The sequence below is a fragment of the Arthrobacter globiformis genome (genome assembly GCF_046536215.2).
In the GTDB taxonomy this organism is placed as follows: domain Bacteria; phylum Actinomycetota; class Actinomycetes; order Actinomycetales; family Micrococcaceae; genus Arthrobacter; species Arthrobacter globiformis_E.
Window position 1 is genome coordinate 2,828,451 of sequence record NZ_CM143421.1, and the last position, 26,951, is coordinate 2,855,401.

The 26,951-nt window shown below is 67.5% G+C and carries 25 protein-coding genes and 1 riboswitch; of the genes, 14 read left to right on the forward strand and 11 right to left on the reverse strand.

Features of this window, described 5'->3' with window-relative positions; genetic code table 11:
* Positions 1-47: 47 nt before the first annotated feature.
* Together R5O87_RS12675 and R5O87_RS12680 are read right to left on the reverse strand one after the other, a co-directional pair.
* Positions 48-1,070: a DctP family TRAP transporter solute-binding subunit gene (locus R5O87_RS12675; protein WP_410554262.1), complete on the reverse strand. Its 1,023-nt coding sequence runs from the start codon at positions 1,068-1,070 to the stop codon at positions 48-50.
* Positions 1,071-1,117: 47 nt separating this feature from the next.
* Positions 1,118-2,470: an NAD(P)H-dependent oxidoreductase gene (locus R5O87_RS12680; RefSeq protein WP_410554263.1), complete on the reverse strand. Its 1,353-nt coding sequence runs from the start codon at positions 2,468-2,470 to the stop codon at positions 1,118-1,120.
* A 182-nt stretch (positions 2,471-2,652) separates the two neighbouring features.
* Between R5O87_RS12680 and R5O87_RS12685 the strand changes: the two genes are divergently transcribed.
* Together R5O87_RS12685 and R5O87_RS12690 are read left to right on the forward strand one after the other, a co-directional pair.
* The gene (locus R5O87_RS12685; protein WP_410554264.1) at positions 2,653-3,702 is read left to right on the forward strand and encodes a LacI family DNA-binding transcriptional regulator; all 1,050 of its coding nucleotides are present in this window, start codon (positions 2,653-2,655) and stop codon (positions 3,700-3,702) included.
* A gap of 15 nt (positions 3,703-3,717) precedes the next feature.
* Positions 3,718-4,029 carry a putative quinol monooxygenase gene (locus tag R5O87_RS12690; RefSeq protein ID WP_410554265.1) on the forward strand — a complete coding sequence of 104 codons (312 nt, stop codon included), beginning with the start codon at positions 3,718-3,720 and terminating at the stop codon, positions 4,027-4,029.
* Positions 4,030-4,092: 63 nt separating this feature from the next.
* Here the strand turns inward: R5O87_RS12690 and R5O87_RS12695 are convergent, their stop codons facing one another.
* Positions 4,093-5,115, reverse strand: a complete 1,023-nt coding sequence (locus R5O87_RS12695; RefSeq protein WP_410554266.1) for a LacI family DNA-binding transcriptional regulator — start codon at positions 5,113-5,115, stop codon at positions 4,093-4,095.
* Between the two features lie 135 nt (positions 5,116-5,250).
* Here R5O87_RS12695 and R5O87_RS12700 point away from each other — a divergent pair, with 135 nt between their 5' ends.
* From R5O87_RS12700 to R5O87_RS12725, 6 genes are all read left to right on the forward strand, one after another.
* A complete protein-coding gene (locus R5O87_RS12700) occupies positions 5,251-6,429 on the forward strand; it encodes a Gfo/Idh/MocA family protein (RefSeq protein ID WP_410554267.1) in 1,179 nt (392 codons plus the stop codon).
* Positions 6,426-7,442: a sugar phosphate isomerase/epimerase family protein gene (locus R5O87_RS12705; RefSeq protein WP_410554268.1), complete on the forward strand. Its 1,017-nt coding sequence runs from the start codon at positions 6,426-6,428 to the stop codon at positions 7,440-7,442. Before R5O87_RS12700 ends, R5O87_RS12705 begins: the two co-directional genes overlap by 4 nt.
* Before the next feature lie 165 nt (positions 7,443-7,607).
* Positions 7,608-8,276 (forward strand): GntR family transcriptional regulator, encoded by a 669-nt coding sequence (locus R5O87_RS12710; protein WP_410554269.1) that lies wholly within the window; start codon positions 7,608-7,610, stop codon positions 8,274-8,276.
* A gap of 125 nt (positions 8,277-8,401) precedes the next feature.
* Positions 8,402-9,790 (forward strand): MFS transporter, encoded by a 1,389-nt coding sequence (locus R5O87_RS12715; protein WP_410554270.1) that lies wholly within the window; start codon positions 8,402-8,404, stop codon positions 9,788-9,790.
* A gap of 164 nt (positions 9,791-9,954) precedes the next feature.
* Positions 9,955-10,749, forward strand: a complete 795-nt coding sequence (locus R5O87_RS12720) for a FadR/GntR family transcriptional regulator (protein WP_410554271.1) — start codon at positions 9,955-9,957, stop codon at positions 10,747-10,749.
* On the forward strand, positions 10,746-11,450 hold the full coding sequence (locus R5O87_RS12725) for a cache domain-containing protein (protein ID WP_410554272.1): 705 nt from the start codon (positions 10,746-10,748) through the stop codon (positions 11,448-11,450). Before R5O87_RS12720 ends, R5O87_RS12725 begins: the two co-directional genes overlap by 4 nt.
* Before the next feature lie 37 nt (positions 11,451-11,487).
* Here R5O87_RS12725 and R5O87_RS12730 read toward each other — a convergent pair whose 3' ends face one another.
* The 5 genes from R5O87_RS12730 to R5O87_RS12750 all read right to left on the reverse strand — a co-directional run bounded on the left by R5O87_RS12730 (position 11,488) and on the right by R5O87_RS12750 (position 16,521).
* The gene (locus R5O87_RS12730; protein ID WP_410554273.1) at positions 11,488-12,483 is read right to left on the reverse strand and encodes a substrate-binding domain-containing protein; all 996 of its coding nucleotides are present in this window, start codon (positions 12,481-12,483) and stop codon (positions 11,488-11,490) included.
* A 153-nt stretch (positions 12,484-12,636) separates the two neighbouring features.
* A complete protein-coding gene (locus R5O87_RS12735) occupies positions 12,637-13,167 on the reverse strand; it encodes a YbhB/YbcL family Raf kinase inhibitor-like protein (protein ID WP_410554274.1) in 531 nt (176 codons plus the stop codon).
* A gap of 9 nt (positions 13,168-13,176) precedes the next feature.
* Entirely contained in the window at positions 13,177-14,142 is a 966-nt protein-coding gene (locus R5O87_RS12740; RefSeq protein WP_410554275.1) for a carbohydrate kinase family protein, read from the reverse strand.
* A gap of 52 nt (positions 14,143-14,194) precedes the next feature.
* Positions 14,195-15,388, reverse strand: a complete 1,194-nt coding sequence (locus R5O87_RS12745) for a fatty acid desaturase family protein (protein ID WP_410554276.1) — start codon at positions 15,386-15,388, stop codon at positions 14,195-14,197.
* Between the two features lie 14 nt (positions 15,389-15,402).
* The gene (locus R5O87_RS12750) at positions 15,403-16,521 is read right to left on the reverse strand and encodes a ferredoxin reductase (RefSeq protein WP_410554277.1); all 1,119 of its coding nucleotides are present in this window, start codon (positions 16,519-16,521) and stop codon (positions 15,403-15,405) included.
* 94 nt (positions 16,522-16,615) lie between these two features.
* Here R5O87_RS12750 and R5O87_RS12755 point away from each other — a divergent pair, with 94 nt between their 5' ends.
* Entirely contained in the window at positions 16,616-16,774 is a 159-nt protein-coding gene (locus R5O87_RS12755; protein ID WP_410554278.1) for a hypothetical protein, read from the forward strand.
* A gap of 210 nt (positions 16,775-16,984) precedes the next feature.
* Positions 16,985-18,334 (forward strand): insulinase family protein, encoded by a 1,350-nt coding sequence (locus tag R5O87_RS12760; RefSeq protein WP_410554279.1) that lies wholly within the window; start codon positions 16,985-16,987, stop codon positions 18,332-18,334.
* A gap of 25 nt (positions 18,335-18,359) precedes the next feature.
* Here the strand turns inward: R5O87_RS12760 and R5O87_RS12765 are convergent, their stop codons facing one another.
* Positions 18,360-19,181, reverse strand: a complete 822-nt coding sequence (locus R5O87_RS12765; RefSeq protein WP_410554280.1) for an alpha/beta hydrolase — start codon at positions 19,179-19,181, stop codon at positions 18,360-18,362.
* Between the two features lie 129 nt (positions 19,182-19,310).
* On the opposite strand from R5O87_RS12765, the gene R5O87_RS12770 reads away from it, so the two are divergent.
* The 3 genes from R5O87_RS12770 to R5O87_RS12780 all read left to right on the forward strand — a co-directional run bounded on the left by R5O87_RS12770 (position 19,311) and on the right by R5O87_RS12780 (position 23,001).
* Positions 19,311-20,417 carry a GTP pyrophosphokinase gene (locus R5O87_RS12770; RefSeq protein WP_410554281.1) on the forward strand — a complete coding sequence of 369 codons (1,107 nt, stop codon included), beginning with the start codon at positions 19,311-19,313 and terminating at the stop codon, positions 20,415-20,417.
* Between the two features lie 6 nt (positions 20,418-20,423).
* Positions 20,424-21,926 carry a SulP family inorganic anion transporter gene (locus R5O87_RS12775; protein WP_410554282.1) on the forward strand — a complete coding sequence of 501 codons (1,503 nt, stop codon included), beginning with the start codon at positions 20,424-20,426 and terminating at the stop codon, positions 21,924-21,926.
* Between the two features lie 180 nt (positions 21,927-22,106).
* Positions 22,107-22,272, forward strand: a riboswitch (cyclic di-AMP (ydaO/yuaA leader).
* 3 nt (positions 22,273-22,275) lie between these two features.
* The gene (locus R5O87_RS12780; protein WP_410554283.1) at positions 22,276-23,001 is read left to right on the forward strand and encodes an NlpC/P60 family protein; all 726 of its coding nucleotides are present in this window, start codon (positions 22,276-22,278) and stop codon (positions 22,999-23,001) included.
* A gap of 250 nt (positions 23,002-23,251) precedes the next feature.
* Here R5O87_RS12780 and R5O87_RS12785 read toward each other — a convergent pair whose 3' ends face one another.
* On the reverse strand, positions 23,252-24,391 hold the full coding sequence (locus tag R5O87_RS12785; RefSeq protein ID WP_410554284.1) for a GGDEF domain-containing protein: 1,140 nt from the start codon (positions 24,389-24,391) through the stop codon (positions 23,252-23,254).
* Between the two features lie 157 nt (positions 24,392-24,548).
* On the opposite strand from R5O87_RS12785, the gene R5O87_RS12790 reads away from it, so the two are divergent.
* Complete coding sequence (locus R5O87_RS12790) at positions 24,549-25,604, forward strand: bile acid:sodium symporter family protein (protein WP_410554285.1); 1,056 nt, start codon at positions 24,549-24,551, stop codon at positions 25,602-25,604.
* Here the strand turns inward: R5O87_RS12790 and R5O87_RS12795 are convergent.
* Entirely contained in the window at positions 25,601-26,950 is a 1,350-nt protein-coding gene (locus tag R5O87_RS12795; protein ID WP_410554286.1) for an LLM class flavin-dependent oxidoreductase, read from the reverse strand. The genes R5O87_RS12790 and R5O87_RS12795 overlap by 4 nt on opposite strands.
* Between the last annotated feature and the right edge of the window lies 1 nt (position 26,951).

Here is a 26,951-nt window from a genome sequence, read left to right on the forward strand (position 1 = left end):
GGGTCGAGGGCCGGGCGCCGGACTGCGCTCCGGCCCTCGAACAGGGGTTACTTGGCTGCGGCGATCGCCTGGTCGAAGAATTCCTTACCGATCAGCTTCGAGAAGTCCGGGTAGAGGCTCTTGGACACGGCCTTGAACTGCTCAAGTCCGGCGGCGGTGGGCTCGTTGGCCTTCATGCCCTTGGCGGTCAGCTCGGCCAGCTGCTTCTCCGACTGCTCAGCGTCATACCCCTCCTTGAAGGTGGCGGTCTCAACCGAGGCGTCCGTCAGGATCTTCTTCTGGTCCTCGTTCAGCGAGTCCCACTTCTTGGCGGAGAGGGCCAGGACCCAGGCGTCGTTGATGTGGTGCGTCAGCGAGACGTACTTCTGGACTTCGGAGAACTTGTTGGTCCACGGCACCTCGATCGGGTTTTCCTGGCCGTCGATCGTTCCGGTCTGCAGGCCGGTGAAGACCTCGGAGAACGCCATGGTGGTGGGGCTCGCGCCCAGCTTGCCGAAGAAGTCCGTCCACAGCGGGTTGCCCGGCACGCGGATCTTCAGGCCCTTCAGGTCGGAGGGCTGCTCGATGGGGCGTTCGGAGTTGGTGATCTGGCGGCCGGTCCGGGTGAGGAAGGACAGCGCGACGGTGTTCTTCTCCTTGAGCTTCTCCTTCAGCATGTCGCCGGGCTTGCCCGCCAGGAACGCAGCCTCCTCCTTGGTGTCGTCAAAGAGGTAGGGGATGCTGATGGCGTTCATCTCGGGCACCACGGACGCGTAGACCGACGTCGACAGGATCAGCGCGTCCAGTGAGCCGCCCTGCAGCCTGGTGACGGCGGCGTTCTGGTCCCCGCTGAAGCTCGTTCCGTTCGGAACCACCGTGACCACCACGGAGCCGTTGGAGGTCTTCTTCACCTGGTCGGCGAAGTGCTGGGCGGAGACGCCCACCGAGGAGGTCAGCGGATCCGGGATGGACAGCTGGATCTTGGCCACCGGCGAACCGCCGCCGGGTGCCCCGGAGGCGCAGCCGGCCAGGACGGAGGCGGCGAGGGTGCATGCCAGCACTCCGGTGAGGGCGCGGGTCTTCGATTTCATGTGATGCCTTTCTTCATTGGAAGGAGTCTTGTGGGTTGCTTGGTGAATCAGGAGGTCAGCGCGGCTTCGGTGACCAGCGCCTCGGTTTCGCGGCGCAGCTCGAGGGCCTGGGAGAGCGAGTCGTCCATGATGACGTCTTCCCAGCGGACGGTGGCGCCCTTGGCGACGTCGGCACGCAGTTCGACGTGGTGCGCCAGCGCTACCGGCAGGGCGCCGATTTCCACGGAGTGCCTGGCCGAGACGAGCTTGCCCCAGACGGTGTAGCCGCCCTCGCCGTCGAGGAATTCGCCGGCCTTCAGGTCCTTCTTGGCGGTGGCAACAACGTCACCAAAGAAGCCGACGGGCGAGCCGGTGGCAATGCCGCGGAGGGCCGCGTTGGCGATTGACATGTTCAGCTCCAGGCCCACGTAGTGGTACGGCCGGTACAGGGCCGCGTACTGGCCGGTGGGGTCCGGGTGCCACGGGTATTCGTTGAAGCAGCCGGAGACGTAGCCGTTCGTGGCCTTGACAACGACGAAGACGCCTTCCTGGGTGTTGTGGCTGATCCAGCTGCCGTCGCGGTTGACGCTGGACATGACGTCCACGCTTCCCTCGTGTGCCAGGGCACCGCCGACGTCGGCCGGCCGGCAGATGGTGGCGATCTCTTCCACGTCACCGGGGGTGAAGGTCAGTCCGGAGTCCGACGGCGTGAGGCCGGCACCGTTGGCGACGGCGGCCATCTCGATGGAGGCCTTGGTGCCGTCACGGAAGGAGGTGTGCATGTACGGGTTCAGCTGGCCGGAGTCGGTCAGCTCCTTGGAGAACTCCCAGTTTTCCCAGACGTTGTCCGGGTTCATTTCGTGGTAGTGCTCCAGGTACTTGGCGCCCTTGCCGGCGCAGACCACGTCGAAGCCGCTGGTCCGCGCCCAGTCCACCAGTTCCATGATGAGGGCGGGCTGGTCGCCGTAGGCCATGGAATACACGACGCCGGCCTCCTCCGCGCGCTTGGCGAGGGCCGGACCGGCGAGCGCGTCGGCCTCGACCGTGACCATGATGATGTGCTTCTTCGTTTCGATGGCACGCAGCGCGTGCTTCACGCCGACGATCGGGTTGCCGGTGGCTTCAACGATGACGTCGATGTCGACGTCGAACAGTTCGTCGGCGTTTGCCACGATGGTGGTGGAGCGGTTCTCCAGTGCGGTGGCGATGTCCGGGGCGATCTGGTTCCGGGGCCATCCCACCAGCTCGAAGGCGCCTTCAGCCCGCTTCACATTGATGTCAGCGATCGCCACAACATGGATGCCCGGGATGTTGTTCGCCTGGGCGAGGTACATGGTCCCGTACCGGCCGGCCCCGATGAGGCCCACGCGGATGGGACGGCCCTGGTTCTCGCGGTCGCTAAGAAGCTTGTGAAGGTTCATGGGGATCTCTCTGATTGATGTCTGACCGAAGGGAGACGACCTCACACCGGGCGGTGGAGCACCTCTTCGTCGTAGCTGCTGTGATCTGGGTTACCGAGTGGAACCGGTTCCACTTTTGTACCAGTCAGTGTTAAGCTGTGTCAACAGATGTCGGTGAACCCCGCCGGCCGCAAGGAGGAGCATTGAAGAAGGCGCCCACTATCCGCGATGTGGCGGCAGCAGCGGGAGTCTCCGTGTCCGTGGTGTCGCGGGTGCTGAACCCCGACTCCGGCCCGGTCGCGCCGGCCAAGCGCGAACAGGTCCTGAATGTCATCAGCGAACTCGGCTACCGCCCCCGGGCGGCTGCGCGCGAACTCAGCGCCGGCCACGCCCTCACCGTCGGCCTGGTGGTCACGGACCTTGCCAACCCGTTCTTCGCCCAACTGGCGGACCGGGTGGTGTGGGAGGCGCGCAGCCACGGCGTGCAGGTGGTGGTCATGACCACCCAGGAGGACCCGCACCTTGAGGCTGAATCGCTCGATACGCTCCTGGACCGTTCCGTGGGCGGCGTCATTGCCACGCCAACGGGCGGAAACGTAGAGAAATGGGACCGCCTGCGTGACCTCGGGGTCAACGTGGTTTTCGTTGACCGCGCCATTGCCGAGCTTGGCGACGTGGACGTCGTCAGCATCGAAAACTCGGACTCGGCCCGGCGCGCCACCGACCACCTCCTCGCCCTCGGCCACGAGCGGATCGGGCTAATCACCGGACCGGCCAGCACCTCCACGGGCCGTTCGAGGATCAGCGGCTACCGGACCGCCCTCGAAAACGCGTCGATAAGCCTCGATCCCATGCTGGTCCGCGACGTTCCCTTCCGCGGAGATGGAGGGGGCGACGCCGTCGGCTCCCTCCTTGCGTCCCCGGACGCCCCCACCGGGCTGATCGTCGCCAACACCGCCCAGGTGCAAAGCTCGGTCCGGCGCCTCGTCCAGATGGGCGCCCGGATCCCCGACGACCTGTCGGTGATCGTCTTTGACGACAACCCGTGGACGGAACTGACGAGCCCTCCCCTCAGCGTCATCCGGCAGCCCATCGGCATGCTCGCGGTGCACTCCCTCGAGCTCGTCCTCGGACGGATGCAGGGCCGGCTGCCCGCCGGCGCCAGAACCATCGAAGTCAAGGCGGATTTCGTGCCGCGCAGCAGCTGCGCCGCACCGGCCCGCCTCGTCACCAGCAAGTCCGCAACCAGATAAGGAAAAGGAAAACCCATGACCGTAGTTGTCACCGCCATGTTCACGCCCAAGGAAGGCGCCTTCGACGACGTCGTGGCCGCCCTCTCCCCCGCCATCGCGGAGGTGCACGACGAGCCCGGCTGCATCCTGTACGCCATCCACGAAGCCCCGAACGGCCAGATCGTCATGATCGAAAAGTGGGAAAGCGCCGAACTCCTCGATGCCCACGGCGCCGGCGAGCCGGTCAGGCGCCTGAACGCCTCCCTCGAGGGACTCCTGGCGGAACCGGTGGAGGTGACGCGGCTGGCCGCGATCCCCGCCGGCACCAGCGCGCAGGGCGCGCTCTGACCTAAGGGCTCCGGCCTAAAGAACGACGGCGGCCCCTCGCCTGTGCGGGCGAGGGTCCGCCGCTCAGGCGGGGGCCGCGGTCGAAGCCCTGACCACCAGCTCCGGGTCCACGAGCTTCGTCTGCACCGGCAGCTCCGGTTCCTTCATTCGGTCCAGCAGGGCCTTTGCGGCCCCGGCACCCACCTCGCCGTTGCGGCCGTCGATGGTGGTCAGGCGCAGCAGGTTCGCCGAGGCCAACGGCGAGTTGTCGTAGCCGATCAGGGAAAGATCCTCCGGGATGCGCCGGCCCCGGTCCCTTGCCGCGGCCGCCACGCCCATCGCCATCACGTCGTTGGCCGCAAAAATCGCCGTAAGCCCGGGGTTCCGGTCAAGCAGCGTCAGCGCCCCCTCGTAGCCGTCCGGCTCCATCGTCAGCCCGTGGCCCTGCACCGTGTGCGGCCGCAGCCCGTGTTCGCGCATCGCAGCCGCAAACCCCTGCGCCCTGAGGCGCGCGGCGCCGCCCCCGCCGGTCACATGGCCGATTTCCCTGTGCCCCAGCCCGATCAGGTGCTGCGTGGCCAGGCGTCCGCCGGCTTCGTCGTCATTGGCCACGATGTCCGCCCCCGGGACAACGACGTCGCGGTTGCCGGCCACCACCGCAGGAACGTCGACGGCGGCGAACATCTCCTCCGTGGGCTCGGTCGCAATCACAATGCCGTCCACCCGCAGCGAGATGAGGCCGTCCACCGGCGTCCGGTCCAGGTGGGCGTTGAACGACGGGTCGGCGACGGCCACCCGGAAGCCGAGGGGCGCGAGTTCATCGTGCAGCCCGCCCAGCAGGCCGACGAACCAGAGGTTCCGGTAGTCATCCAGGACGACGCCGATGGTCCGGGACCGGTTTCCGGCGAGGGTCGCTGCCGCCCGGCTCGGGCGGTAGTTCAGCCGCTGAATGGCTTCCTCGACGGCGGCACGGCGGGCGGCGGAGACGCCCGGCGCCCCTCGCAGGACCAGCGAGACCAGGGATTTTGATACCCCGGCCGCGGAGGCAACGTCGTAAATGTTCGGGCGCTTGCCCGTCTCCTGGGTCACCCTGCCATTGTCACCCATCGGTCGCCTCTTTTTGGATACCTGAGCATATTGACAGGACAAACTTCGGCCCCTATCGTGTTTGTGGAGCGCTCCATTATGCGTCACACGTCACAGCGGCTGAGCCCGCAAAGCCCGTTTCAAAGGAGAAAACCAATGCCCAAAGATCTCGGCGTCGCCGTTATCGGGGCGGGCATGGCCGGCAAGGCTCACGCCGCCGCCTTCCGCACCGCTTCCGCCCTGTACAGCCCCGTCCTGCCGCCGATCCGGCTGGTCTCCATCGGCGACGTGAACCCGGAGTTCGGCTCCCTGGCCGCCCGGCGCTTCGGCTACGAGCGCAACGACACCTCATGGCAGGCCATTGCCGAGGCCGATGACATCGACGTCGTCAGTGTTGTCATCGCCAACTCGCTGCACCGCGAAGTGGTGGAGGGCCTGCTCGCCGCCGGCAAGCACGTGCTGTGCGAGAAGCCGCTGAGCGACACCCTGGAGGACGCCCGGGCCATGGCCGACGCCGCCCGCAGCGCCTCCTCGATCGCCCGCATCGGCTTCACCTTCCGCCGCACCCCGGGCATCGCCTACATCCGCGACCTCATCCGCAACGGAACCCTGGGCAAGGTGCTGCACTTCAGCGGCCGCTACTGGACCGACTACGGCTTCAGCCCGGACGCCCCGATGAGCTGGCGCTACAAGGGCGGCCCCGGCTCCGGCGCCCTGGCCGACGTCGGATCCCATCTGGCGTACGTGTCCGAGTTCCTCTGCGGCGACATCAAGTCCATCAGCGGCGGCCGCCTCACCACCGCCATCGACAAGCGGCCCCTGCCGCTGGGCGCCGTCATGGGCCACGACCACGCCGCCGTCAGCGACACCTACGAAGCCGTGGAAAACGACGACTACGCAGCCTTCAACGCCGAATTCGAAAACGGCGCCGGCAGCTTCGAAGTCTCCCGCGTCGCCGCCGGGCACGCCAACAGCCTCAACTTCGAGGTCTTCTGCGAGAACGGCTCCGCGAAATTCGACCAGCGCCGCCCCGGCGAGGTCCAGCTGTTCCTCAACGACGGCTCCGACCACGAAAGCGGCTACCGCCAGGTCATCCTCGGCCCGGGCCACCCCTACATCGCCGGCGGCCTGGCCATGGACGCCCCCGAGGTCGGCTTCGGCCAGAACGACGCCTTCGCCTACCAGTCCCGCGCGTTCCTCGACGAGGTCGCCGGCCTCAGCGAAGCCGAATCCCTGCCGCGCTGCGCCACCTTCGACGAAGGCGTCCGCAACATGGAACTGCTCGCCGCGGTCACCGAATCGGCCCTGAACAACGGAAAGAAGATCACGCTATGAAGCTCGGCGTCTACAACGCGATCCTGCACGACCGCCCACTGCCCGAGGCCCTGAAGGTCGTCGCCGATCTCGGCCTGACCGGCATCGAAATCAACTCCGGCGGGTTCCTGCCCGCGGTCCATGTCCCCACCTTCGATGACATCCTCGAAAGCGACGCCGCCCGCGATGACTACCTCGCCATCTTCGAAGGCACCGGCGTCTCCATCGCCGGGCTGAACTGCAACGGCAACCCGCTGCACCCCAACCGCGCCATCGACGACAAGCATGCCGAGGACATCCGCCGCTCCATCCGCCTGGCCCACCGCCTCGGCCAGGACCGCGTCGTGACCATGTCCGGCCTGCCCGGCGGGGAACCCGGCGCCACCGTGCCCAACTGGATCGTCAACGCGTGGAACTCCGCGGCCCTGGACGTCCTGGACTACCAGTGGGGGGTCGCCGCCAAGTTCTGGAAGGAAACGGACCGGCTCGCCGCCGACCACGGCGTCAAGGTCGCCCTGGAACTGCACCCGCAAAACCTCGTCTTCAACCCCGCCGACGTCCACAAGCTCGTCGAACTCACCGGAGCCACCCACGTCGGCGTCGAGCTGGACGCCTCCCACCTGTTCTGGCAGCAGATGGACCCGATCGCCGTCGTCCGCCAACTCGGGCCCCTGGTGTTCCACGCCGCCGCCAAGGACGTGCGCGTCAACAAGGACACCGCCGCCATCTACGGCGTCCTGGACAACCGCTTCCGCCGGCTTTCCCCCGAGGAAAACCGCACCAACCTCGGCGGTGACGAGTGGGCGAACGAATGGCCCAGGCCCGCCGCGTGGGACTTCGTCGCCCTCGGCAAGGGCCACGACACCGCCTACTGGACCGAGTTCCTGCGCGCCCTCCACGACGTCGACCCGGACATGCTCGTCAACATCGAACACGAAGACACCGAACTCGGCCGCATCGAAGGCCTCGAAGTCGCCGCCAAGGTTTTGAAGGAAGCGGACGCAGCCCTGGCCGCATCGCTGGTCAGCCCCTGACGGCCGGACGCGCACTACCCGCACGGACAGGAAGCCTGCCGGCATTCAACCGGCAGGCTTCCGCCGTTGCCTGAGTCACACGGCCCGCAGGTATCGTAGGTGTGACTTTGGAATGCAGGTCCAACGCGCCGGACGCTCCGCGGGCGGGGAGAAAGGTGGGACTCAATGCTGGACATCCCCATGGCCGGGAAGACCGGCGGCACCGATGAGTCGCTGGAGGATGTGGCCTACCGGGTGATAGCCGACAGGGTCATCATGCTGGGCATCCGGCCCAACGCGTCGATCAATGAAACCCAGCTGTCCAAAGAGATGCAGATGGGGCGCACCCCCATCCGGGCCGCCCTGAAGCGCCTCGAGAATGACCATCTGATCGTCTCGCATGCCCGGAAGGGCGCGTTCGCCGCGCCGGTCGATCTCGCAGACCTTGAGGAGATTTCCGAGGTGCGGCAGGCGCTGGAACCCGTGGCGGCCGGACTGGCCGCCAGGAAGGCGCGCCCGGACGCGCTTGAGACCTTTGAAAAGTACTCAGGGGTGATCCGGGGGCTGGAGGCGGCCACCGTGGACCAGAGCGACCTGATGCGCCTGGACCTGGCCGTGCACCAGCTCATTTACCGGGCCGCCGGCAACAGCCACATGGAGGAAATCCTTATCCGTTACGCCAATCTCTGGACCCGGATCCAGGGCGTGATGCTGGAGCGGCGGCCGTTGATCCTGCAGCACATCGTGGAGCTCGACGGCGTCATCCAGGCGATCCTCGGCAAGGACGAGGCCAAGGCGGCCGCCCTCATGGCCGGCCACGTCAGCGGATTCAGCAGCTACATCAGCGCGACGTAACCTTCAAATTTCTATTGACCTGTGATGGGACCCACATTACGCTCCTGATATATCAAGTGTTGCCAACCTGTCGACGATTGATCCAGCACCTGATTCCCACTTCGTTCAGCCCGTGAGAAGGATTCATGAACATACACGTCGCCATCGATGAAGCGCGGTTCACGCGGTTCCACAAGAAGCTCGTCGCTGCCTGCATGGGAGGGCCGATCCTTGACGGCTACATCCTGAGCATCATTGCCATCGCCCTGGTGGGCATTTCGGCCGATTTCCACACAACGGAGCTGGAGACCAGCCTGATCGGCGCCTCGGCCCTCGTCGGGATCTTTTTTGGCGCAGTCCTGCTGGGCCCGCTGACCGACCGGATCGGCCGGCAGCTGATGTACACCATTGACCTGTGGGCGCTGGTGATCGTGTCAGTGCTGCAGTTCTTCGTGCAGGATTCCCTGCAGTTGATCATCCTGCGCTTCATTGCCGGCCTGGCCATCGGCGCGGACTACCCGATCGCCAACTCCCTCCTGGCCGAATGGCTCCCGCGGAAGCGCCGCGGGCAGATGCTCGGCGTCCTGCAGGTTGGCTGGTTCATCGGCGCAGCCCTGGCATCCCTCGTCGGATTCGCCATCTTCGAAGTCTTCGGTGCCGGCTCCTGGCGCTGGATCCTGCTCACCGCAGCCGTGCTGGGTACCGTCGTCATGCTCATGCGCCTCGGGACACCGGAGTCCCCGCGCTGGCTGCTGCACAACGGACGCAAGGCAGACGCCAAACTGGCACTTCGCGCCGCCCTTTCGGACCAGCTCAACGTCGACCACGTGGTCTTTGAAACGGCTGATGAAGCCCCTGTTACCAAGAAGAAGGTGGATCTCCGCGTGCTGCTGCGCCGGCCCTACCTCAAGCGCATCATCTTCTGCAGCTCCTTCTATGCCCTGCAGGTGGGCCCGCTGTTCGCCATCTTTACCTTCGGCCCCACGATCCTGTCAGCATTCGGCATGGGCGAGGGCAATCTCTCCAACCTCGGTTCCGTCATCATCGACATGGTGTTCCTGGCCGGCTGCATCCCGGCGCTCAAACTCATCGAGTCCTGGGGCCGCCGGCCGCTCATCATCTGGTGCTTCGCCCTGATGGCCATCCCGCTGTTCATCCTGGGGCTCTTCCCGTCGGCTCCCGTGGCCATCATTGTGGGCTGCTTCGTGGCCTACGCCCTGTTCTCCGGCGGACCCAGCATCCTCGAATGGGCCTACCCGAGCGAAATTTTCCCCACCCACGTCCGCGCCAGCGCCGTCGGCATCACCACCGCCGTGAGCCGCATCGGCGCGGCCCTCGGAACCTTCGCGCTGCCGTTCGGCCTTGCCTACTGGGGCATCGGCCCCACCATGCTCGTCGCCGCGGTGCTGACCGCCATCGGATTCTTCGTCTGCCTGTTCATGGCCGAAGAAACCAAGGGCATGACGCTGGCCCAGGCCGGCGGCGAGCCCGAAGCGGCAGCCGGCAAGGAGGAGCCGGCCCTGCAGGCAAACTAGCGGCCTCAACCAGAAGAGCGTGCCGTTCAGAGTGGGTCAGCCACCTGGGCGGCACGCTCTTGTTTTCCTGCGAACGGTCGAGCCGGCTGGGAGAAAATCGATAGTCTAAAACTTATTGTTAACTGTTGAGGTCACACATCGCACGAGGAGGAGCAGGCCGGACCATGGCGAAAGAAGTGCGGGACGACGGCGGTTCCGTATCCCTCCGCGCCCTGGAAATGGCGGCCCAGGTCCGGCCCCAGGGGCAGGACATCTCCGGCCGGGCGGAGCAGGTGACCCTGCAACTGGAGAGCGCCATCGGCATGGGGCTGCTCAACCCGGGCGAGCGGCTCCCGCCGGAATCGGTCATGGCCGAGCACCTCGGCGTCTCACCCCTGACCCTGCGCCAGTCCCTGGCCGTGCTGCGGAGCAAAGGGCTCCTTGGCACCCGCCGCGGGCGCGGCGGCGGAAGCTACGTGGCGGGAGTGCTTCCGGTCAGGGAAGCGGAGATCGCCCAGCAACTGCGCCGGCACAAGAGCGATGACCTGCGCGACCTCATCGACCTCGCCGCCGCGACGGCCGGCTCGGCAGCGCGGCTCGCGTCCAGGCGGTCCGATGAGCAGGACGTGCGGCGCCTCCGGAAGCTCGCCCAGCGCTTCGCCTCAAGCTCGGAGCCGCACATGCTTCGGCAGGCGGATGCCAGGCTTCACATCGGCCTTGGTGTCGCCGCCCAGTCCCGCCGCCTCACCGCCCTGCTGATCCAGATCCACGCCGAGCTGTCCCCGCTGACGTGGGGCAACGCGTGGCTGGACGGCCAGCCGACCGCCGTCGAGGAACACGGGGCGCTCCTGGACGCCATCGAGCAGGGGGACCCCGCCGCCGCGGAGAACACCGCCATCGCGCACTTCGAACGGGAAGGCGCCCTTATCATCAACCAGCGCCTGGCCATCCTCACCTCGGACCTGGCGGACCAGCGGTGAAGCCCATCAACGAGGTCCTGCAGTCGACCGCCCGCGCCCTTGGCCAGAGCCTGGAGCGGGTTTTCGCCGACCTGTCAGTCCTGGCCGGCGCCACGACGGACATCCTCGCGGCCCCGGGCACGTCCAGGACCAAACTCGAGTCCCTCCGGCCCGTCGTCGGAGACATCGTCACGCGGCACGCGGGCCTGGTGGACAGCGCCGGGGTGTCCGTCACCCCGGGGCTGTTCACCGACGCCGACGCGTGGCACCAGTGGTGGAGCCTGGTGGGCGGAAAACTGGTGTTCATCCCGCACAACCTGAATCCCGCGTCGATCAACTACTACGACTACACCGAAATGACCTGGTACGAGCGGCCGCTCGCGTCCGGCCAGCCCGAACTCATTGGCCCCTACATCGATTTCGGCGGAGCTGACATCAAGATCGTCACCGCGTCGCTGCCCGTACAGCATGAGCAACGCACGGTGGCCGTGGCCGGGGCGGACCTCTCCATGGAGTCCATCGAGCGCACATTCCTGCTCAACCTCGGCCGCCGGGACGAACACGTCGCTCTGATCACCGAGACCGGCAAGGTGGTGGCCTCCAACAGCGCCCGGTTTGCCCCCGGCACCCGCTTCGAGGGGCCCCGCAGCGGACCCCGGTCAGTCCCCGTGCCGGTGGCGGACCTCACCACTCCCCCGTGGCACCTCGTCGCGGGCGACTGAGCGTGGGTTTCGGCAGGCTCAACCAGCGGCAGTCAGGTTAGCGGATTCCCTGGTCGGAAAACTTCACGACGTCCGCGGCGTTGGCCTTGTCCACGATGGTGGGCCCGGTGAGCACTGGCTGTCCGCCGCCGAGCTTGAAGCCGCCCCGTTTGACCTGCCACAGGGCGTCCACGGACTCGTAGCCCTGCAGCCACGGCTGCTGGTCCACCGTGAACAGCACGGTGCCGTCGGCGATCTTCTGGGCAAGTTCCTTGTTCAGGTCAAACGAGGCCACCTTGGCTGAGCTGCCCGCGGTGGCCACGGACTTCAGCAGGGTCAGCGTGATGGGCGCGCCCAGGCCGATGATGACGTCGGCGTCCCTGGCTGCCTGCAGCTTGGCCGTTGCCGTTGACTCGACGGACGTCATGTCGGCGCCGTTCACGTAAAGAATCTCTGTTCCGGGAACCTTTGACTTCACGCCGGCGCATCGCGCCTCCAGCCCAACATGCCCCTGCGCCTGGATCACGCAGATGGGGTGCTTGAAGTTCTCGGCCGCCAGTTTCTCGCCCACGGCCTGGCCGGCGAGCTGCTCGTTGGAGCCGAAGTGCGTAAACGCCCCGAGCTGTTTGGAGACGTCCTCGCCGGCGTTCAGGCTCACGATGGGGATGCCGGCGTCAGAGGCCTTCTTGAGGGAATCCTTCAGCGCGCCGGGCGTGGCCAGGGTGACGGCGATTCCGTCCACCTTCTGGTCCACGGCCTGCTGGATCAGCTGCGCCTGCCGGCCGGCCTCCGGATCGTTCGTGTAGAGGAGTTCCACGTTGTCCTTGGCCGCGGCTTCCTCGGCGCCCTTCCGGACGGTGTCCCAGAAGGTGTCGCCCGCCGGAGCGTGCGTGACCAGGGCGATCTTCAGGCGCGGAGTCGACACGGCCTGGCCCCCGCCGCCCCCGCTGTTGGCTTCCGGCGCCCTTCCGCCCTGGCTGGAGCATGCCGTCAAAGCCAGCATCGGGATTGCAACCGCGGCCACCGCTGCGCGGCGCCAAAAATACTTCTTCACTGGTGATCTCCTTCGATCGCGTCCAGATGATTAGGGGAACCACACCACAGGATCTTCCCGGCCGGAGAAGTGGATGTGACCGAGCGCACTTGGAGCGCTCCACAAATTGAGAATAAAAGCAGGACTTTGTCCTGTCAATAGTCCTACTCGGCCCTAGCGCTGGTAGACGCCGGTGAGCGTCGCCGTGCCCAGCAGGTGGCGGGCGAGTTCGGATCCCAGCCTTGCCGGCTTCGCCCCTGCCCCTCCGGGCAGTTCCTCAACGTCCAGCGCGTAGACAGTAACAACGTAGCGGTGCCGCCCATGCCCCGGCGGCGGGGCCGCACCCAGGTAGCCGCGGAAGCCGCCGTCGTTCTTCAGCTGCACGGCGGCAGGCGGGAGCTGCGGCCCGCCCTCGGCCCCGGCCCCCTCGGCGAGGGAGGTGGTGTCCGCGGGGAGGTTGAGGACGGCCCAGTGCCAGAATCCGCCGGCGCCCGGCGCGTCCGGATCGAACACGGTCACGGCGTAGCTCCGGGTGCCGTCCGGTGCCCCGGTCCAGCTCAGCTGTGGGGACTCGTCGGCGCCGCCGGCGTGCATCCTGCCGCTGCGTTGCGGCGGCGCCAGGGTCCCGCCATCCTCAAAGGAGCGGCTGGTGAGCCCGAACGAGGGAACGTCCGGCAGGTTTGAAAAAGGGCCCGGCGATGTCATGGCTGCTCCTCAGGTGGTGGGAACTTCGGTTTCCTCTGCTGCTGCTTCGACGTGGTTGAGCTCCGCCCGGGTAGGCGGATTGGCGCCGGCGCGGGACACGGTCACTGCGGCCGCGCGGGAGGCGTGCGCCAGGAGGGCGGTGAGCCCCTCGGCCGGGAGTGCCCGCAGGTCAGCCCGGTTCTGGGCGCCGTCCAGGCCGCGGTCCACCACGCCGGAAAGCAGCGCGGCCATGAACGAATCCCCTGCGCCAACGGTGTCCGCCACCTCCACGCGGGGCGCGGCAAACTCTGCCTCCCCTGCCGCAGTGATCCCCCACGGCCCGGCTGCGCCGCGCGTCACCACCACGACGGCGGGCCCCTCGGCACCACCGAGCTTCAGCCAGCGGCGCGCGGACTCCAGCGGGTCCACGCCGGGGTAGAGCCAGGCGAGGTCCTCGTCGGAGGCCTTGACGATGTCCGAGAGGGTCACGAACTTTTCCGCCTGCCGGCGGGCGTAGTCGGCGTCCGTGATGATGCTGGGGCGGCAGTTGGGGTCGAAGCTGATGGTCGACGCCGGGTGGGCGTGCTCGACGGCGGCCAGCACCTCCGCGGCGCCGGGCGCCAGCATGGTGGCGATGGAGCCGGTGTGCAGCAGCGTGGTTCCCTGCAGCATGAACGGCAGCCGTTCCCCCAGCCCGGGGAGCTCCCACGCGAGGTCGAACGTGTAGGTGGCGGCGCCGTCGTCGTCCACCAGGGCGGTGGCAACGCTGGTGGGCAGGCCGTCCGGGGCCTGCGGGAGCATGACGGAACTCGCCCGCAGGTGGGCGGCCACCGACTCACCGTAGGCGTCCCGGCCGTACCGGCCGACGAACTGCACCGGGTGCCCCAGCCGGGCGAGCCCGACGGCGACATTGAGCGGGCTGCCGCCCACATGGGCTTCGATTCCGGAGCTGCGCTGGACCACGTCAACGAGGCCCTCGCCGATAACAGTGAGCATGGTCATACTCTGCCAGAGAACGCCGCCCGGCGCTCGGGTTCGCCGCCGTGGGTTAGGCCTTCTTTCCCGGCAGCGCGAGCTTGAAGACCTTCGCCCAGGAGGATCCCACCTGCTTCAGCAGCGGCCCGGTGGTGTACGGCAGGCCGTAGCGCTGGCAGATTTCCTGCACTTTGGGCGCCACTTCCCCGTACCGGTTGGAGGGCAGGTCAGGGAACAGGTGGTGCTCGATCTGGTGGGACAGGTTGCCGGTCATGATGTGCATGAACCTGGAGCCGGAGATGTTGGCCGAGCCGATCATCTGGCGGACGTACCAGTCGCCGCGGGTCTCGCCCTCCACCATTTCCTCCGTGAACGTATCCGTCCCCTCGGGGAAGTGTCCGCAGAAGATCACGGCGTGGGCCCAGACGTTGCGGACGGCGTTGGCGGTGAGTGTGCCGAGGAGGGCCTGCTTGCCCGAGCCGGTGAGCATGGCCACGGCCGGGGTGGCGGCGTAGTCCTTGGTGAACTGCTTGAGGGCCTTGATGCCGAGCGCCTTGAGGTCGCGGGTCATGGCCTCCTTGCTCTTCTTGCCCTCCTTGTACTCCACCAGCTCGAGGTCGTAGACGGCGATGCCCCATTCGAAAATCGGGGCGAGGATGGCGTTGTACAGCGGGTTGCCCAGGGCGCGGGGGGTCCAGGGCTGGTCCTCGTCCATGCGCAGCAGGTTGTATCCGACGTCGTTGTCCTTGCCCACCACGTTGGTCCAGCGGTGGTGGAGGTCGTTGTGGGTGTGCTGCCAGGAGCGCGCCGGGGTCACGAAGTCCCATTCCCACGTGGTGGAGTGGATGTCCGGATCGCGCATCCAGTCCCACTGGCCGTGCAGGATGTTGTGGCCGATCTCCATGTTTTCCAGGATCTTGGCGAGGCTGAGCAGGCTGGTGCCGGCCACCCATGCCGCCTTGTTGCGGCTGCCCAGCAGCGCTGCCCGTCCGGTGATCTCCAGGCCGCGCTGGATCTTGATCATCCGGCGGATGTAGGCGGCGTCCGAGGCCCCGCGCTTGGCGAGGACCTCGTCCTTGATGGCGTCCAGCTCACGGCCGAGCTCTGCCACCTGCTCGTCCGTCAGGTGCGCCGCGGCGGGCGGGCGCACCGCCGGCCGGCCGGTGGCAGCGAGGGCCCCGGGCCGCGGCTTCGTGACGGGTTTGTCGGTGGCGGCTCCACCGGTGGACCTTGCAGTCGCGGCTGTGCGATCGGATATTGCAGTCATGCTGGTGATGCTCCTCAGATGTCGAGGTTAACGGGCCCGGCAGCTGCCGAAACGCACGTCTGGATTAGTTGGCCCGGTTCACCGTGGACTTCGCCGGTGCGCAGGTCCCGGACCTGCCCTGCACGCAGGGGCAGCAGGCAGCTGTGGCAGATGCCCATGCGGCAGCCGCTGGGCATGAGGACGCCGGCGTCTTCGCCGACGTCGAGAAGGGGGGTGTCGCCGTCGGCCTCCACCTCGCGGTCGGAGGCTTCAAAGGTGACCAAACCGCCGTCGTGCCCTTCACCACCCAGCAGGCTGGTGTTGAAGCGTTCGATGATGAGGTTGACGGGGTCCGCCGCGAAGGGGCCGGTGGCCCCGTCCGCGCGGGCTGACTTGGGGTCTTTGGGGTGGGCGGCCGCTTCGGCGGCCCACAGGGCTTCGGCATCGTCGAGGAACTCTTCCGGGCCGCAGGCGTAGGCAGCCCGGCGACGCCAGTCGGGGCAGAGTGCGTCCAGCCCGGCGGCCGAGCCGAAGTCCACCCGGCCGCGCTCCCCCGTGTACCAGTGCGTGACGCGGAAGTTGGGAAACTGGTCGGCGAGCTCGGAAAGCTCCTCGCGGAAGATACTGTCCTCCGGTCTGCGGGCGGAGTGGATCAGGACCACGTCGGCGTCGGGGCGGTGCGGCACGAGCGTGCGGACCATGGACATCACGGGGGTGATGCCGCTGCCGGCGGTGAGCATCAGGAGCGGCCGGGGATGTTCGGGGAGGACGAAGTCACCCTGCGGCGGGGCCAGGAACAGGACGTCGCCGGGCCGGGTGGTGCGGACCAGGACGCCGGACACGGCGCCCATGTCGCTGACCGTGATGGCGGGGTCCTCGCCAGCCGGGGCGCTGAGCGAATAGGAGCGCCAGTGCCGGACGCCGTCCAGTTCCACGCCGATGCGCGCCCACTGGCCGGCCTTGTGGGCCTTCCAGCCGCGACCGGGCCGGAAATGGATGGTGGCTGAATCCGCCGTTTCGGGGACGACTTTGGTGACCACGCCGCGCAGCTGCCGGGCCGAGAACACCGGGTCAAACAGCGCGAGGATGTCCTCCGGGGCCAAGGGAGTTGTCAGGACGGACGCCGCGCGCGCCAATTTGCGGAGCCGGATCACGCCGTCCGCTTCTTACCGGGTTCACCCATGTGTATCTCCTAGTGAAACCCATGATCGAAATGTGCTGACTGTCCCCCAACTACAAGAGTCCCCCATGCCGGTGCCGCTAGCAACCGGCGTCCACTTTGGCGCCTTGCGGATGAGTTCGCTGCTGGATGGCGAGGGCGACGGCGTGAGCGTGCAGATCCGGGCGATGGTGGGGTCAGACAAGGCAATATCCCTCCGTTGTGGCGTCTGCGGCATCCGCGGTTGATGATAAGCATACTTACCGCCGGAGTGTGGATACAGCGGGAGACAATGCACGGGTGCGCCGCTGCCCCCAATCGCCGGCAGCGCATTTACGATCTACCCCATGACATTGCAACGAACGGAACTCCGTGGAGTTCCCGTGTTCTGGGTCGAGGGCGCCCAGCCACTCACAGCGCAACTGGTTTTCCGCGCGGGAGTCAGAGACGAAACCTTCATGACCACCGGCCTCACGCACCTGGTGGAGCATCTGGCAATGTCAGGCGTCCCCGACCTGCGGCGCCATAGTCACAATGCCACGGTCGGGCCGACCTTCACCTCGTTTACCTGCAGCGGCAAGGCTGAGACCGTGGCGACGTTTCTCGCCGCGGTCTGCTCCTTCCTGTCAGTGCCTGATCTCGGCCGGCTCGAAATAGAAAAGAAAATTCTGGCCGCCGAGGCTTCCACGACGGTTCCGCCAGCTACGGCAGAGCACCTGCGGCACCGCTTCGGGCTGTCCTCCCTGGGCCTGACAGACGTGTCACCGCCGTCGCTCGGGACGCTGGGACCGGACGAAGTCCTGCAGCTGCTCCGAAGCCATTTCACGGCGGGCAACGCGGCGCTGGCCCTGAGTGGCGCGCCGCCAGAGGGACTCCGCCTTGACCTTCCGGCGGGATCTCCACGTCGGCCGCACAGCCCGGCGGCCCTGGCCGCTTCGCTGCCGATGTGGTTCGAGCAGGGGTGGCCCCGTCTTGGCCTCTCATTCGAAGTGCCTGCCGGGACGGAAGCCCTGCGGGAGGCAGCCCGCACCGTGTCGCGCATCGCCTGCCGCCGCGCCCACCGCACTCTGCGGCAGGAGCAGGGCTGGGTCTACGACGTCGACGTCATGCATTTCCTCGACAGCGGGGACACGGGCATCCTGTGCTTCGAAACCGATCCGACACCGCAGCATGCCGACGACGCACGGCTCGGCCTCATGGCCATCCTGCGGGACCTTCGGCTCAACGGCCCCACAGCCGGGGAACTCCAGGCGGACGCGGAGGAATTTCAGGAGTATCTGGAGGATTCGTCGTCAGCCATTGAGATGGCCGTCGCCGCCGCCGAAGCACACCTGCTCGGACGGGAACCGGTGTCTCCGCCGGACAAGCTGGCGCTGGCTCACGGCGTCACCGCCGAAGCCTGCCGCGCCGCCCTGGCCAGCCTCGAAGCGACAGCCATCTTCGGGATGCCGGAGGGGACCCGGCCGGACGATGACTCCATCAGATCCGATTCAGACCGCACCATCGACTGGCTGGGCGGCAGGGAGTTCCGGCGCAGCGTACGCGGCGCCCTCTACGGAGTTCCCGGCGGCAGCAAGCTGTTCGTCGGAGAGAAGGGCGTAACGCTCTCCGCGGACTACACCGCCAGCATCACCTGGGATGACCTCGTGGGTGTGGCTGTGGCGCCGGACGGACTGGTAAGCCTGATCGGCATCGATTGCCAGCAGATCCAGGTCCGGGAGGCGTGGTTCGGCAAGGGGCAGCAGGCCATCGACGCCATCCTGGACAGGGCCGGGGAGGAGCGCTGCTTCACCCCGCCGGACGCCTAGGGTTCCCCGGCCAACGCCGAAGGGCCTAGAGCTGCAGCAGCTCCTGCACCAGCTCGCGGCACTTCCGGTAGGACGGGGTCTTGGGGTCGATCAGCGAGAAGTGGTCGCCCGGCACCTTGACCACCTGGACCGGTGCCCCGGCTGCGCGGGCGGCCGTGGCGTAGGCCTCGGACTGGCTGACCGGCACGGTGTCGTCGTCGAGCCCGTGGACTGCGTAGACCGGGATGGTGAGCGGCACGGCGCTCATCGGGTCGGCGTACTTGTGCCGCTTGGGGTACCGTTCCGCGGAGCCGCCCAGGAAGTTGCTGACGGCGCCGTTGCTGAGGTCCAGCCACTCCGCCTGCGCGAGGTTGAGCAGCCCGGACTGGCTGACCACGCCTGTCAGGTGTACGGCTTCACCGTTGAGGTTCCGGTCGACCTGCCGGTCGGCGTCGGCCGCACCGAGCCCCGCGAGCCGGTCCCGGCCGGCCGCCCAGACGGCCAGGTGCCCGCCTGCCGAATGGCCCAGCGCCACCACGCGGTTCAGGTCGAGGTCGTGCTCGCTGGCCACCTCACGCAGTTTGTCGATCCCGGCGAGGACGTCCTCGAAGGTCCGCGGCCAGCCGCCGCCGTTGCCCGCCCGGCGGTACTCCAGATTCCAGGCCGCAATGCCGTGCGCCGCGAGGTCCTTCGCCAGCGGTTCGCCCAGTTCGGCGCCGTACTGGGAGCGCCAGTAGCCGCCGTGGATCACAACAACGACACCGCGAGGGGAGGGCGGCCGGCCGTTGCGTGCGGCAGGTGTTTCCGGCAGGAAGAGCTCACCCCACTGGCTGGGGTGGTCACCGTAGTGGTACTTCTGCCGCTTCACTGCATCCTCCTAGGATCCACAAAACCCATGTCCCGAGCCTACATGGGCACCGCCTCCATGGGGCAGAAGGGGCTGCAGTGGCAGGGGTGTCACCGGCGCGCTGTCGCACCGCCTTGATAGTTTGGAACCATGGCAAGCAACTGGGATCGCCTGGACGTCACTCAGCGCGACTCCGTGCAGGAAAGCGTGGAACTCTATGAGCGCGTCCGGCCTGCGCTGAAGCTGGTCACCCGGGAAGTCCTGCAGATCCTGCGGACCATGCTCAAGGACACCGAGGTCACGCCGCTGTTCGTCACCGGCCGCACCAAATCGGTGGATTCCTTCCGCGAGAAGATCTCCCGGACCGAGGAACCGCTGGAGCCGGGCGGCCCGCGGCTCCTGAAGTTCCCGGACCCGTTCCGGACCCTCAACGACATGGTGGGCGTGCGCGTGATCACCAAGCTGCCTGCGGAGAACGCCCTGGTGGCCAACCTGATCAAGCGCCAGCGGAACCTCTTCGACTGCCGCGGGGACCGCGAAAAGGACATCGGCTCCATTGAGTCCGGAACGTACGGCTACTCCAGCAGGCACCTGATCCTGCGCACCATCCAGAACGACGTCGTGAAGAACTACCAGCAGGTGTTCAACCCCGAGGTCCCGCCCAATGGCAGCTACTTCTTCGAATGCCAGATCCGCACCGTCTTCGCGCATGCCTGGAGCGAGATCGAGCACGACATCCGGTTCAAGGCCGAGGACCCGCGTGCTTGGACACCGCACTTCGACCGCCAGTTCACCGCCACCGCCGCCATGCTGGAGACCGTGGAGAGCGCCTTCGCCGACCTCCATGAACGCTACGAGGAGGTCCGCAGCTACTGGGACGTGGACGGCGAGGGCGCGGCGCAGCTCACCCCCAACCGCATCCGGGACGTCTGGCGCACCCTGCTTCCGCACGTAGACCGTAAAGTAGATGATGACTGGGGATGGGCGGCCGAACTCCTGGCGGCCCACGGACTCAAGCAGACAGTCCAGCTTGCCGGACTGCTCAGCGCCAACCGGATCACCGAGGTCCGCAAGGCCCTGGACCACCGCTACTCCCCCGGCCCGGACCGCCTCCTGGATGACCTCCTGCTGTGGCAGTACGGCACCAAACACATCGACCTCACCGCCGAGGCGCCCGACGCCGTTCCCCACCCGCGGCGCGACAGCCTCCTGCGGCGGCTGAAGCAGATCGAGCGCTACCGCCAGACCAAGAAATAGAGTTCCATGAAGCCCGAACAGCTCCAGTCCGTCCGGGCCACGCTCCGTTCCCCGGCGCGCCTCAAGACCGAGGCCCTTGCCGGGCTGGTGGTGGCCCTTGCCCTCATTCCGGAAGCCATCGCATTCTCCGTAATCGCCGGAGTGGATCCCCGGATCGGACTGTTCGCCTCCTTCACCATGGCCGTCACCATCTCCTTCGTGGGCGGCCGGCCCGCCATGATCTCGGCCGCGACGGGCGCCGTCGCCCTGGTGATCGCACCGCTGATGCGCAGCCACGGCCTGGACCACCTGATCGCCGCGGTGATCCTCGCCGGGGTGTTCCAGATCCTGCTCGCCGTCCTGGGCGTCACCCGGCTCATGCGCTTCATCCCGCGCTCGGTGATGGTGGGCTTCGTGAACGCGCTGGCCATCCTGGTGTTCATGGCCCAGCTGCCGGAACTAATCGGCGTGCCCTGGCCCGTGTATCCGCTGGTCGCCGCGGGCCTGCTGATCGTCGTCGGCTTCCGCAGGATTACGACGGCGGTGCCCTCACCTTTGGTGGCCATCGTCCTCCTGACGGTCCTCGCCGTGGTCGCCGGGATCGACGTCCCCACCGTCCAGGACAAGGGCCAGCTGCCGGAGAGCCTCCCCACGCTGTTCATTCCGAATGTGCCCCTGACGTGGGAAACCTTCCAGACCATCGCCCCGTTCTCGCTGTCCATGGCGCTCGTGGGGCTGCTGGAATCCCTGATGACGGCCAAGCTCGTGGACGACATCACCGATACCCGCTCCAACAAGACCCGCGAATCCTGGGGCCAGGGCGTGGCCAACATTGTCACCGGGTTCCTGGGCGGCATGGGCGGCTGCGCCGTGATCGGCCAGACCATGATCAACGTCAAGGGCTCCGGCGCCCGGAGCCGGGTCTCCACGTTCCTCGCGGGCGCCTTCCTGCTGGTGCTGGTGGTCGCCCTGGGCGACATCGTGGGCCGCATCCCCATGGCCGCTCTGGTGGCGGTAATGGTCTTCGTCTCGGCCATCACCTTCGACTGGCACTCTGTTGCACCCGCAACCCTGAAGCGGATGCCCAAATCGGAGACCGCCGTCATGCTGATCACGGTGGGCACCGTGGTGGTCACGCACAACCTGGCCATCGGCGTCGGCGTCGGGGTGCTGGCAGCGATGGCGATGTTCGCCCGCAGGGTGGCCCACTTCGCCACCGTGGAACGGACGGAAGTGGAGCTCAACGGCCGGACGGTGGCCACCTACACGGTGGACGGCGAACTGTTCTTCGCCTCCTCCAACGACCTCTACACGCAGTTCAACTACGCCCGCGACGCCGAGCCGGACATCGACAGCGTGGTGATCGACCTGCACGCCTCCCACCTGTGGGATGCCTCCACCATCGCCGTACTGGACTCCGTCACGGAGAAATACCGCAGGCACGGCCGCGAGGTGGAACTGATCGGCCTCAACTCCGCCAGCATTCAGATGCGGGAACGACTCGCCGGTAAACTCAACGCCGCAGAGTGAGATTCACCACACCACTCGGACCACAAACCCATACATGACGCGGACCAACGCGGCGTGAACGACACGGCCCCGTTACCTTAATGTGACATTGAATGAGGCCTCCCGTACGGTGGAAAACGTGCCTTTTTCACCGATGAGGCACTCCCGCGCTGATTGCCTAACTCTGCCGCAGCCCGAGGAACCAACCGAAGACCCATGTCCGGCAGAGACGGGGAAACCACTTTTCGGCCTGCTCGAAGCAGGCCTTGGGGTGAAGCCGCACAGCTCCTGACCACGCTCAGGACCGCGGCCGGGTGCCTCCCATCCGAATCCGACAGCTCACCTCGCAGGCATCGGGAGAGGCTTCTTCATGTCGTTCCGCTTTATTTCTGGCCGCCGTGCTGCGGCCATCCTTGCAGCATCCGGCCTGGCTTTCACCGGCACCGTCGCGGCCAATGCCGCCAACGCTCCGGCCCAGCAGGCCCAGGCTCCCGCTGGCGTCTTCGCGACAGCCGGCCAGGTCCAGGCTCCCCTGAGCGCCGCCTCCGGCGTCAAGATCGACTTTGAACGCACCGCCGTCAAGTCGTCCCCGGCCCCCGTGGCGGCAGCACCTGTCGCCGTCGCACAGCCGGCCGCCGCAAAGCCTGCCGCAAAGAAAGCTGCCGCGCCTGTGGCCGCCCCGGCTCCCAAGGCTGCACCCGCACCGGCCGCGCCCGCACCGAAGGTCACCGTCAAGGCCGCGGCCCCGGCCCCTGCGGCACCCGTCAAGGCTGCCGCCGGCGTCAACGCAACCATGCTGGCCTCGGCCTACTCCCAGATCGGCATCACGCAGGACTGCACGGCCATGGTGGAGAAGGCCCTCGGCGCCGCCGGCATCCGTGTGGGTGACCTCGCGCCGATGCAGTTCCTGGGCCACGGCAAGGTGGTCTCCACCCCGCAGCCCGGCGACATGGTGGTCCAGTCAGGCCACGTGGGCATCTACGCCGGCGCCGGCAAGGTCATCAGCGGCGGCATGAACGGCATCAACGCCACCATGGCGCACCCGCTGTCCTGGCTCACCGCCACGGGTCCCGTCACGTTCGTCCGCGCGGCCTAGCCGGCGCACGGCTGGCAGAACCGAAAAAACCGCCGTGTTCCGCTGCCTTGGGGGCGGCGGAACACGGCCCCCCCAAGGTGCTCCCACCTTTCTCCAAGGATGGCGGAACACACTGGCTGTGCCTGATGAAAGACCGCAGTCTCCGGCTGCGAGTCAGGATCGCCGGGTCCGGATTGTCCCCCATGCATTCCGGATCCGGTGCCTGCTTTTAATGATCCCGCGCCTGGTCCAAGCGGGCGCCGGTTCCATTTCAGCCCCTGACGGTGCGGTTCCGCCCCTGCGATTTGGCTTCGTACAGGGCAACGTCGGCCGCCGCGATCACCTCGTCGAGGTCTGCCGTTTTCGCGTTGTAGGTGGAGATGCCGTAGCTGACGGTCGGCATCCGGAGCAGCTCCGGAATGTGCTGCTCCGCCAGCCTCCTGCTGATTTCACCCGCGATGATTTCGGCACTCTTGGGGCCCGCACCGGGAAGCAGCAGGATGAACTCCTCGCCGCCGTAGCGCCCCGCGACGTCCGTGGACCGGACCGATGCGCTGCACGCCTCGGCGAACGCCTGCAGCGCCAGGTCTCCGGCCGCGTGGCCGAAGGTGTCGTTGACCGACTTGAAGTGGTCCAGGTCCGCGAGGATCAGCGAGCCGCCGCTGTTGGCGGCCCTGCTGCGTTCCAGCTCTTCGGCCGCCGCCTCCAGGAAAGCGCCGCGGTTGAGCAGGCCGGTGAGCCCGTCCTGGGTGGCGACCGTCCGCAGCGCCCGGGTCTGCTGCTCGGTGCTCAGCCCCGCCATGCTGAAGGAAACCACCACCAGGAGCACCATGGTGACCATGGTGGTCACCGCGGACCCGAAGTAGGTGGTGAAAACCTGACCGTTTGGTCCCTGGATGAGGAACACCACCAGGCGGCAGGAATAGAAGAAGGCCACCCCGCCGGCCGCGATGGCCATGGGGATCCTCACCCGGGAGTACCCGGGTTCAAGCCGCCACAGTTCATGCGACGCCAGTCCGATAAGCACGGCCATGGAGGCCAGGAACACAGCACCTCCGGCCCACGTGTTGGTTCCCGGGCTGTCGACACCGGCTGCGGCGCCGGCGATGACGGGCAGCGCCACGGACACCCACAGGTTGTATTTCAGGTTCCGCAGGGATCGGGCCCCCGCCCAGACACCCGCCGCGCCGGACACCAACAGAAAGTTGCCCAGCGGATTGGCCCACACCTGCTGCGGCGTGCCGTTGAGCAGGAAAGATGCGGAGCCGGAGAGGAACAGGAGCAGGGCGGCGCACCACCAGGCGCTGTAGGGCGAGCGGGTGCTGCGGAACGTTGAAAAGTAGAACAGCAGCGCCAGGACCAGGGCCATCGCTGCGAAGGCAACCCGCAGTGTTGCCGTGTCTAGGATCATTCCGTCCCCTTGAATGCCGATCCAGTGCAATCCAGTATCGCACCGAGAGCGATCAGGGTCCCGCCATGGCGCACAGAAATTTCCCGGGGAAACGACACATTTGTCTGACATCTGTCACGAATTGGCCGCTGCGACGCTCCGGTGCCAGCATTATTGAATGCTTGAGGCAACAAAAGACCCCGTATCCGCTCCCCCGGCCACGGCGGCCGGCGCCGCACCCCTGAACCCGGCCCTCGCCGCGGAAGCCAGGATTGCGCGCGTCGCGGTGACCGTCTTCCCCCTCCTGGTGCTCGCAGCCGGCATTGCCGGGTTCCTGCTTCCCGGCGCCTTCAAACCCCTCGGGCCGGCCGTCCCGTACCTGCTGGGAATCATCATGTTCTGCATGGGCCTGACGCTGACCCCGCCGGACTTCGCGGCTGTTGCCCGCAGGCCCTGGGCCGTGGTGCTGGGCATCGTGGCCCACTATGTGATCATGCCCGGCGCCGGCTGGGCGATCGCCACCCTTCTTCACCTGGAGCCCGCACTCGCCGTCGGCCTGATCCTCGTTGGCTGCGCGCCCTCCGGCACGGCCTCCAACGTGATGGCGTTCCTGGCCAAGGGCGACGTGGCCCTGTCCGTGGCGGTTGCCAGCGTGTCCACCCTGATCGCCCCGGTGGTCACGCCCGTCCTGGTGCTGTTCCTGGCCGGTTCCTTCCTGACCATCGACGCCGGCGGCATGGTGCTGGACATCGTCAAGACCGTGCTGATGCCGGTTGTTGCCGGCCTCCTGGCCCGGCTGTTCCTCAAGAACCTCGTCGCCACGGCGCTGCCGGCGCTCCCCTGGGCGTCCGCCGTCGTAATTTCCCTGATCGTGGCGGTGGTGGTGGCGGGAAGCGCCAGCAAGATCCTGGCCGCCGGCGGCATTGTGTTCCTGGCCGTGGTGCTGCACAACGGCTTCGGCCTCGGGCTCGGCTACCTGGCCGGCAGGCTGGGCCGCCTGGACGCCAAGGCGCGCAGGGCACTCGCGTTCGAGGTCGGCATGCAGAACTCCGGCCTGGCGGCGACGCTGGCCACCGCCCACTTCACGCCGCTGGCAGCGCTGCCGTCAGCCGTCTTCTCGCTCTGGCACAACATCTCCGGCGCCATCGTCGCAGCCTGGCTGGCCCGCAAGCCGCTGCCCGAACAGCAGGAACTGGCCAGGACTCCGGAACAGCCCGCGCAGCAGGAAGCCTAGGCAGGGACGGCTTCCCCGGCGCCTGCCGGGGCAAAGACGCTAACGGGCCGCGGCAGTCCGTAATGCTCACGCAGCGTGTTCCCCGAGTACTGCCGGCGGAACAGCCCGCGGGACCGCAGGATCGGAATGACGTGGTCCACGAAGGCGTCCAGGCCCGACGGCAGCACGGGCGGCATGATGTTGAAGCCGTCGGCAGCACCCTTCTCAAACCACTCCTGGATGGCATCCGCCACCTGCTCGGGTGTGCCGGAGAAGGTGCGGTGGCCGCGGCCGCCGCCCAGCCTGCCGATGAGCTGGCGGACGGTGAGCCGTTCGCGCCGGGCGAGTTCCACAATCAGCGTGTACCGGCTCTTGGCGCCCTCGATCGCGTCCTCCGACGGCAGGTCCTCGGGCAGCTGCGCGTCCAGCGGCAGTGATTCCGGCGAGACACGCAGTACGCCGGCCAGTTGCTTCCGCGCGTGCTCAGGATGGATGAGCTCATCGAGCTGCTTCTCCAGCCGCCGCGCCTCCTGCTCGGTGGAGCCGATCACCGGGACGATGCCGGGCAGGATCTTGATGTGGTCCGGGTTCCGGCCCACGGCGGCCGTCTTCCGCTTCAGGTCGGCGTAGAAGCGCTGTGCCTCGGCAAGGGTCTGCTGCGCGGTGAACACCGCCTCGGCGTAGCGGGCGGCGAAGTCCTTGCCATCCTCCGACGAGCCGGCCTGCACAATGACGGGGTGGCCCTGCGGTGAGCGCGGCACGTCCAGGGGACCCTGGATCCGGAAATAGCGGCCGGTGTGGTTGATGGCGTGGACACGGGAGCTGTCCGCCCAGATCCCGTCGGCCTTGTCCCCCACCGCAGCGTCATCCTCCCAGCTGTCCCAGAGCTTCCTGGCGGCGTCGAGGAATTCAGCGGCGCGCTCGTAGCGGCGCCAGTGCGCGGGCTGGTCCTCCAGGGAGAAGTTCCGCGCGGCGGCCTCGCCAGCCGTCGTCACCACGTTCCAGCCGGCCCGGCCGCCGCTGATGTGGTCCAGCGAGGCGAACCTGCGGGCCAGGTTGTAGGGGTCGTTGTAGGTGGTGGAGGCGGTGGCGATCAGGCCGATCCGCCTGGTCACGGCGGCTATGGCGCTTAGCAGGACCGTCGGCTCGAGCGTCCCGTAGGGGCGCTGGCGCACGTCGCCGTGCAGCACGGGCGAATCGGCGAAAAAGATCGAGTCGAAGGTGCCGCGCTCGGCCGTGCGGGCGAGCTGCTGGAAGTGTGCCACCTGCGTTCCGGCGAAGCTGTCGCTTTCGGGGAGGCGCCAGGACGCCTCATGGTGTCCGGTGCTCATCAGGAAGGCATTCAGGTGGAGCTTGCGTTCAGGCATG